The sequence below is a fragment of the Enterococcus sp. JM9B genome, assembly GCF_009933265.1.
GTDB lineage: Bacteria > Bacillota > Bacilli > Lactobacillales > Enterococcaceae > Enterococcus_C > Enterococcus_C songbeiensis.
Genome location: NZ_MAEK01000036.1, coordinates 1 through 8,230 on the forward strand (window position 1 = coordinate 1; position 8,230 = coordinate 8,230).

At 37.4% G+C, this 8,230-nt stretch carries 8 protein-coding genes; 1 reads left to right on the forward strand and 7 read right to left on the reverse strand.

What is annotated here, in order from left to right:
- Window positions 1-319 (forward strand): integrase core domain-containing protein (locus BAU16_RS11745; RefSeq protein ID WP_161527151.1); only part of this gene is annotated, 319 nt, incomplete at its 5' end.
- Window positions 320-727: 408 nt separating this feature from the next.
- Here the strand turns inward: BAU16_RS11745 and BAU16_RS11750 are convergent.
- The 7 genes from BAU16_RS11750 to BAU16_RS11780 form a co-directional block, all read right to left on the reverse strand.
- Window positions 728-1,561: a PTS system mannose/fructose/sorbose family transporter subunit IID gene (locus BAU16_RS11750; RefSeq protein WP_161527152.1), complete on the reverse strand. Its 834-nt coding sequence runs from the start codon at window positions 1,559-1,561 to the stop codon at window positions 728-730.
- Window positions 1,554-2,354 carry a PTS mannose/fructose/sorbose/N-acetylgalactosamine transporter subunit IIC gene (locus BAU16_RS11755; protein ID WP_161527153.1) on the reverse strand — a complete coding sequence of 267 codons (801 nt, stop codon included), beginning with the start codon at window positions 2,352-2,354 and terminating at the stop codon, window positions 1,554-1,556. Before BAU16_RS11755 ends, BAU16_RS11750 begins: the two co-directional genes overlap by 8 nt.
- A 2-nt stretch (window positions 2,355-2,356) precedes the next feature.
- Window positions 2,357-2,848, reverse strand: a complete 492-nt coding sequence (locus BAU16_RS11760; protein ID WP_161527154.1) for a PTS system mannose/fructose/N-acetylgalactosamine-transporter subunit IIB — start codon at window positions 2,846-2,848, stop codon at window positions 2,357-2,359.
- A 15-nt stretch (window positions 2,849-2,863) separates the two neighbouring features.
- A complete protein-coding gene (locus tag BAU16_RS11765) occupies window positions 2,864-4,633 on the reverse strand; it encodes an FAD-dependent oxidoreductase (protein WP_202621263.1) in 1,770 nt (589 codons plus the stop codon).
- A gap of 81 nt (window positions 4,634-4,714) precedes the next feature.
- Window positions 4,715-6,877, reverse strand: coding sequence for an alpha-galactosidase (locus tag BAU16_RS11770; RefSeq protein ID WP_161527155.1), 2,163 nt, complete (start codon window positions 6,875-6,877; stop codon window positions 4,715-4,717).
- 20 nt (window positions 6,878-6,897) lie between these two features.
- A complete protein-coding gene (locus tag BAU16_RS11775; protein ID WP_237579247.1) occupies window positions 6,898-7,296 on the reverse strand; it encodes a PTS sugar transporter subunit IIA in 399 nt (132 codons plus the stop codon).
- Window positions 7,297-7,328: 32 nt separating this feature from the next.
- Window positions 7,329-8,129, reverse strand: coding sequence for an alpha/beta hydrolase (locus tag BAU16_RS11780; RefSeq protein WP_161527157.1), 801 nt, complete (start codon window positions 8,127-8,129; stop codon window positions 7,329-7,331).
- Window positions 8,130-8,230 lie beyond the last annotated feature (101 nt).

The window sequence follows — 8,230 nt, forward strand, 5'->3', positions numbered from 1 at the left end:
ATTAGAATCGCCTGTCCTTTTCCACACAGATCAAGGATCACAATATACTTCGTCTTTGTTTAGAAAATATCTAGACAGTCAACCAATCACACAGTCTTTATCGAAACCGGGGTATCCTTGGGATAACGCTGTGACTGAATCTTTTTTTAAATATATGAAGAAAGAGGAGCTCAATAGAAGAACATTTTCAACCCTTCAAGAAGTACAGCTTTCTTGCTTTGAATATATCGAAGGATTTTATAATACACGGCGACCTCATGGCACTCTAGATATGCTTACACCTAACGAAATGGAAGAAAAGTACTTTAATCATCTGTAAGTATCTGCTCTTTTCGTGTCTACTTTATTGACATCTATCCAATTTATTATCAAACGTTCTAGGAAAAGAGCAAAATCTCATCTACATTTATAAAGCCTTGAATTTACACTTTAAGTGCAACATATAAAAAATGACTCACAATCAATATCCAACTAGAATAGGTTTGTCGAAAACACTACTAGGAGGAAGACAATTATGAGTCAGTATCATCATCTTACCATCTTCGAACTTGACAGAAATCCATTTTGATTAACCACAATGCGGTAAAAGTCCCATCACTGAATTTTGATAAGGTCGATTTCATTTAGCTTACATAAGCTTACTTGGTAATTCGAGTGAGGAGGGATGTGCTCCTTGTAGCTTTAGATACTAGCTTTGCAAAAGAGTATTGTTGCAATAATTTTTAATTTATCCTGTAATTCCTAAGAAGGTAAGAACAAAGCCTAAAATGATCACACCCAACAAAATTTTCAATGGGCTTACCTTTTTTCGTAGTAAGATAAAAATGGACATCACTAAAACTAATTGTAAAAGCCCAGGAACGATTTGATCCAAAACATCTTGCAAGACAAATGATTGACCATTACCAAAATCTTTTTCTAAGGTACTCTTAATAGTAACCATTGAAAACGACATCGCACCCACCATCATAATTCCCATCACCGTTGCTGCTCTGGTAATAATATCCAAAATTCCTGATTTAGCGGCTTCAGCAATATATTCTGAGCCTAATTTGTAACCCGCAATTTGTCCAAACCAACGGATTAAAATAGATGGTGTCACGTAGATAAAATACCACAAGAATAATCCGATTGGATTACCTGCTTGTAGTAAGCCAATACTAACTCCTGTGGCTACAATACGGAGGATCGCTTGAAAAACCGTGTCGCCGATCCCTGCCAAAGGCCCCATCAAACCTAATTTCAAGGGTTGGATTACACTAGAATCAAAATCAGGATTTACTGCATTTTGTTCTTCCATTGAAACATTCATTCCTGCAATAAAATTAGAGCAGGCTGGAGTAGTATTATATAGAGCTGTTCCACGTTCCATTGCTTCCCAATATTTATCAGGGGCATCTTTATAAATCCGCTTCAATACAGGTTGCATAGACCATCCATAAGAAATACCTTGCATTTTAGTATAAGTAAAATTATAAGATAGGAACATTTGCCGCCAAAAAAGTTGTTTCATATTTTTCTTCTGCTCGCTAGCCAAGCTGGCAATGGAAAATTTACTCATTGAAAAAGTCCTCCTCTTCGTCTACAGCTGAAATAGCAGTTTGTTGTGTTACTAAATCTGCAATTTTCTTTTTCTTCAGTTCATCATAGAAAATGTATAGAGCGATAATTGTCGCAAAGATGGCGATTCCCATAATGGGAATTTTTGCATAACCTGCAATAGCAAAACCTAGAGCAAAATAAATCGCATATTCACCTTTCCATAACGTTAAGAGCAGTAGAGCGAATCCTAATGCTGGTAGCATCCCAGCCGATACCGATAAACCACTCATCACCGCATCTGGAATCCAGTCGATGATTCCTTGAATCGCATTAGTCCCAAAATAAATACTGACAAAACCTAAAAGGAAGAAGAACATGTATAATACGATGATTTGACCAGCGTATAAACGTAAAAAGGCTTTTTCATTTCTTTCTCGAACATATTTTTCAAATTTGGAGGTATTCGCTGTAAAAATCATATTGATGATACTAACCAAAAATACCCCTAAAAGACTGATTGGCACAGCTAGAGCTATCGCAACAGTCACCGACTTTCCTAAAATCAACGCGTAAGCCCCACCAAGTACACTCCCAATAACAAGGTCTTGAGGCGTTTGTCCACCAACGTTCACTACGCCCAAAAAAACTAACTGTAAAGCAGCGCCAATCATAATTCCTTCTACTGGGTTCCCAAGAAACAATCCAATCAACATTACGGTAAAAATTGGCTGATTAAAATATAAGTTGCCCCATACGGCTCCCGCTTTTGCAAACATTAGGACAAATCCAACAATTAATGCATTCACTAACATGATTATTCTCCTTTCAATAACTCATTCATTGACTGCCCATTACTACTTGGAACTTGTTGATAGCTAATATCTTGCCCTTTAGAAATAATTTCTTTGAAGATCTGTGCATCTTGATTCGTAATATATAAACTAGATCCCAATTTCTTTTTTTCTGATACAATGCCTTTAGCACGACCATAATTGCCGATATTCAACACTTCAATATCCGATACTTTTTCAACAATGGTCAACATATCTTCTGGTGTATCAACAATTAATAAAATTTTTAAGTCTTTACTTTTCGGATTATTCAAGATTCCAATTGCTTTCTCAACTGTGCACACTAATGATTTTATTCCTTCTGGTGTTGCCATTTTTAATGAATTTTTTTGAAATTCGTTATTGGCTGCGGTATCGTTAGCCACGATAATTCGACTTACTCCCAGCGTTTTACTCCATACGATAGCGATCTGCCCGTGAATCAGACGATCATCAATTCTTAACATTGAAATCATTTTTTCAGCTCCTATTTAATATATTCTCACTTCAAAAACACGAATAGTCGGACAACCATTTGTACTATGGAAAACAACCTTTACTTGCGTGCATTTGATTGGTTTATTTAGCTCTATCCAACCATTTCTTAAATAATTGTCTTTCCGATGAATGGTTCTCACCAACTCGTCGTGGTAATAAAATTCAAGATCAAAATCTTTTACCAAGGTTCTTTGAACGGTGGTGTCTTCGCGCTTCATGATTTTCTCAGATAGACTAAGCATTACTTCTTGAGACAAGTTCGAATCAAACTTGATATTTACTTTTTGTACATTAACTGGCTGTGCCCAATTTAGCGCTAGCCACTCTTCAGTATTATATCTAGATTCCCAGTAATTATGGGTTCCTTTTTCTGGACGGGCCACGCCGTTTATTACATTTTTAGGTAATGCTGATTTTTTCGTGCTGGATGCGGTAACACTCGCTTGTAATGCTAAATCTTGTACATCATTATTTCTGAGATTAGGCAAGTACAAATCTTTTTTTAAAATCAGTTGTTGTAATTCTGCTAGATATGATTGACCCACTATTCTTGGGGAAACATCGTACTTTTGAGCTAAGCTAGCAGCTAAACCAATTGCTTCACCAATCACAGCACATGTCGCCATCACACGTGTTGAACCAAACGCACAATGAGAAGCACTTATTAGGCGACCCGCTAGATATAGGTTATCTATATTCTTAGAATAAGTGACGCGATAAGGGATATCATAAAGGTCGTTTAAATAGTAATTAATGGTTGGTTTCGCATTGGTTTTCATGCCACCCACTACATGGATATCCATTGGCCAACCACCATAGGCTATAACATCTTCAAATTGGCGAGACGCTTCCAAATCATTGGCAGTTAAGACATAGTCTCCAATAAAGCGTCGAGACTCCCTCTTTCCTGGTAAAAAACCGATCCAATCTAGTTCATAATTTTCTGCACCGTGATCCCCACCATTTTTAATGTGATCCCAAACACCATAAACAACTTTTAATAGTTCATCCCGAATCTTCTCCGCATCTGCAATAGTGTTTAGTTGTTCATCTCCACCTAATTCCAACCACCAATATCCATCCTTAAAGGTGGTATGTTTTCGATGTTGCAAATCTTCTTCTGTGTATGAATATGCCCAAGCAGGTTTCTGAAATTTTACTGGCCGCCCTATATCTTTACTAGTAAATTGAATACTACTCCCCATGGTGTACCCGTCTGATTCGTCAGGAGCAATCTTTTCGCCAAAAACATCTTTTCCTTCCCTGCCGGACATGTACTCTGCTCCAGCTAGATAACCTAATGTCCCATCACCTGTGCCATCCACGAAAAGATTTCCATAAAAGGTATACTCCTTTTCAGTAGTTTGTTGGTTGGCTTTGATTGCGACAATCTTTGATTTTTCCGTCACTACTTGATACATTTGGGTATTTAAGTACAAATCTAAATTCTCTTGATACCGCGCTTTTTCCCACAAAATGACATCAAAGATACTGAAAGAATCAGAAGCATTTCGGTATTTATTTTCCAAAAGCACCTCTTCAATCAAACCGGTTTCTCGTGCATCTTCTCGGTTCATGTGATTATCTGCTCCACAAATATGCATCTTCACTTCTGAACTGGCATTTCCTCCTAAGACAGGTCGATTATGAATCAATACAGTTTTTATTCCTTCTCGTGCGGCACTAATTGCAGCACATACTCCTGACAATCCTCCACCAACAACAACCAATTCATAATTCTTCTCAACCATCTTTACATTCAAAATGTATCACTCTCCTAATCTTAAACACAATACTTTCATTGATTATTAATGCAATTTCCATGCCATTTTTTTGAACACTTGCTAATTTGATTTCGATAATCGCCATTCCGTTGCGATAAAATCCTCTTTCACTTGTGGAATTGGTAGCCCTATCGTCATTAATTCTGTACCCGAATAATCATTTCCCTGTTCATCCATATACCTTTGCTCGGGTACTAGTAATGGCAATTTCAATCGTTTCGGTACTGTATTCGGTTTCGCTAATACAGAAACATAGCTCACCCAAAGATGTTGTTCATCTTCTTTCATCCAAGCGGTCGCATTTTCATCAAAAGTGTTTACTCGTGAATACTTTCCAAATTGTAAAAGTTGACGATTTCGTTTATAGTGTTCAATTTGCTGAGCAATTTGCTGTTTTTCAGTTTCTTCTAAGGTAGTTAAATCTAATTCGTAGCCCAAATTCCCCTGAAAAGCGACTACACCTCTCGTATGTAGTGAGGTCATCCGTCCAACTTGATGATTTGGAACTGCTGATACATGGCATCCAATGCACACATTCGGATAAATCAGTGCGGCTCCTTGTTGAATAGAAAGGCGTTGTACTGCATCTGTATCATCCGAAATCCAGATTTGCGGTGTATAGGCCAACATGCCCGGATCAAATCGACCGCCACCACCAGCACAACTTTCAATCAAGACATCCGGAAAGGCTGTCGTAATTTCAGATAAAATTCGGTAAAGACCTAAGATATAACGATGCCCTAGTTCTTTTTGATGTCCCACTAAATACGTACTGCCAGAATCCGTAATATTTCGATTCATATCCCATTTTAAATAGCGAATTCGATTTTCTGATAATATTTTTTTTATCGTTTGAATAATAAAATCTTGAACAGCTGGTTGGGAAAGATCTAAAACGTATTGCGTTCTAGATAATTGCGGTTTTCTATTTTCCACTTGAATAATCCATTCTGGATGTTCGGTAAACAACTGACTTTTAGGGGAAACCATTTCCGGCTCAATCCAAAGACCAAAATCTAATCCTATGTCCAAAAATTCTTGAATTAGCAACTGTAAATTGCTGCCTAGTTTTTTTTCGTTCGGTTGCCAATCCCCGATAGACGTCTCAATTGAATTTCGCTCTCCAAACCAGCCATCGTCTAAAACAAAAAGTTCTATCCCTAATTTAGTCGCCTCTCTTCCTAACGCTAACAATTTTTGACGGTTAAAATTGAAATACGTTGCTTCCCAATTATTTAGGAGAACGGGACGTGCTTTTTTTGTAAAATTTGGATTGATTAAACAATCCAAATAAAAGTGTTGAAATAATTGCGTCATCTTATTTACACCTTGATTGGTATGAGTAAAAACAATTTCTGGGGTATAAAAAGATTCTTTCGGTGCTAAATCCCATTGAAAATCAAAGGAATGAAGCCCCATTTGTAAGCGAGTATTTTGATGCATGTCCACGATTGCTTCTGCTATAAAATTGCCGCTATACACAAGATTCGCCGCAATAACTTCTCCTTGATAATCATCTGTCTCCGGTCTGACTAAAGCAATAAATGGATTTTGACCATGACCACTTGCTCCACGTTTACTATCCACACCTTGAAATCCTTGTTGTAGACGAGTCCTTCTCAATTGCATCTCTCTTCCCCAAGCACCAACTAACGTAAGCATCTCGAAGCGATCATCTAAAAGATCCAAGCTTAAACTTGTGGCTTTTGTCATTTTAATAGTTTCTCTAGAATCATTAACTATTTGTATTGATTGAGTAAACATATCATACTCTTCAAAAGCCGAAAGAAAAAAATGAAGTCTATTCTCTGTTAGCGCGTCCTTCAAAATGATTTCTAAAGTGGTGACAGCTTTCTCGGAAAAAGTACTTGGTAAACCAGGAATCTTGCTTTTTTGATTGCGGTAGTTCGCTTTATAAAAACGAAAATCAGAGATTCGAGAACCATTTTCGTATTCAATTTGAAAAGCGGGCTCACGTAAATCAGGATTTCCAAAAGCAGGGTACCAGATGGGTAATTGTTCAAGCCGAAAATCCCTTTCTCCATCTGTATCAGAAAGATAACTGGCACGTTGAATATCACGAATAACATAAGATAGTTCTGTTTTTTCGGCTAAACGATCACCGAAATAAAGCAAGCAAACATGTCCACTCTCCAAGACACCTAGACTTATTTGCTTTGATTTGGTTCGCAATTCGAGTTGTTTTATCACTTTACAATCCATAGTCTGACCTCACCTTTTGATTAATTAAAAAAATCGTCCTCAACTTCTGTTGTCGTTGTATTATTTATTAGTTGTACTTGACCTTGCTGAATCATTTCCTGCAAGTCGCTTTCTTCTAACTCATTTATAGACATTAAAACGGAGAGTACAATCGGCAAATTGACCCCTGTAATAACAAATATATTGTCCATTTTTTGGGTCAAGGACAGAACCTTTTGCGATACACTGCCTCCGATAATATCTGTGAAGATAATCATGGGGTCTGTTTGTTGAAGCTTCAAGAATGACTGAATTTCTTTGTCGAGATCACAGTCACCTGAATATCCATCAACTGCCACTATTTGATCTTCTAATCCAGTTAAAACTTTAATTGAGTCTTTAATACCACTAGCCATTTTTCCATGTGTTGCTATTAACATTTTTTTCACAAGAAATCCTCCGTTACCGTCTTCTATAAACTCTCTTCCACCCAATTGGCGAATAAGTCTAACCATTTCCCAGTATTTCCATTTTTAACACGTTGATCTCCAAAATGCTCTTCCATTTGCGACACCCCTAATCCATGTTCTCCCTTTGAGAAAAGGTGCATTTCAAAAGGAATTTTATTTTTCCGAAGTGCCATTCCAAAGAGTAGTGAATTTTCAACTAAAACCGTTTCATCTGCTACTGTATGCCAAATAAACGTTTTGGGTGTATGTTTTGAAACCAAGCGTTCCACTGATACTATCTGCATTTGCTCCTGATCTTGTCCATAATCACCTAATAGATACTTCATAGAGTTTACATGTCTAAACTTTCCTGCGGTAATCACGGGATAGCATAGCAGTAATCCATTAGGTTTGATTTCTTCAGGGTCAAAACACTCCGTAAAATTGACCTGCTTGTGCCAGGTGGTTCCAAATAGAGAAGCAACATACCCTCCAGCTGAAAAACCTGCTACAATCACTTTATTTTGATCTATGTGCCACTTCTTAGCATTTGCTCGAATCATTCGAATGGTTTCTGCTAATTGAGTAATTGCTTCAGGAAAAGCAGCAGGATAAACACTATAATACAAAACAACTGCGTTAAACCCTTTGGCATTCATCGCGAGAGCAACTGGCTCAGCTTCTTTTTCCGAGATAAAGCGATATCCTCCTCCGGGACAGATAATCATTGTTGGTCTGCCATTTTCCGACTGATTCGACTTATACTCTGGAAAATAGCCAACCATTTTCGCTTTTCCTAGTACCATTTCCTGTATCAATAACATAGTGGTTTCACCTCCTTTATCAACATAATCAAGTGAACACTAGTCACATTTTATTAACAAGCAAATTCCGTGCCAACTAAAAAAGCAAATATTTATTTCAG

Bases quoted from the DNA above. Each gene is read 5' to 3' on its own strand.
- BAU16_RS11780 (WP_161527157.1), bottom strand. From the start codon at position 8,129: ATGTTATTGATACAGGAAATGGTACTAGGAAAAGCGAAAATGGTTGGC.
- BAU16_RS11755 (WP_161527153.1), bottom strand. From the start codon at position 2,354: ATGTTAGTGAATGCATTAATTGTTGGATTTGTCCTAATGTTTGCAAAA.
- BAU16_RS11760 (WP_161527154.1), bottom strand. From the start codon at position 2,848: ATGATTTCAATGTTAAGAATTGATGATCGTCTGATTCACGGGCAGATC.
- BAU16_RS11750 (WP_161527152.1), bottom strand. From the start codon at position 1,561: ATGAGTAAATTTTCCATTGCCAGCTTGGCTAGCGAGCAGAAGAAAAAT.
- BAU16_RS11775 (WP_237579247.1), bottom strand. From the start codon at position 7,296: ATGTTAATAGCAACACATGGAAAAATGGCTAGTGGTATTAAAGACTCA.
- BAU16_RS11770 (WP_161527155.1), bottom strand. From the start codon at position 6,877: ATGGATTGTAAAGTGATAAAACAACTCGAATTGCGAACCAAATCAAAG.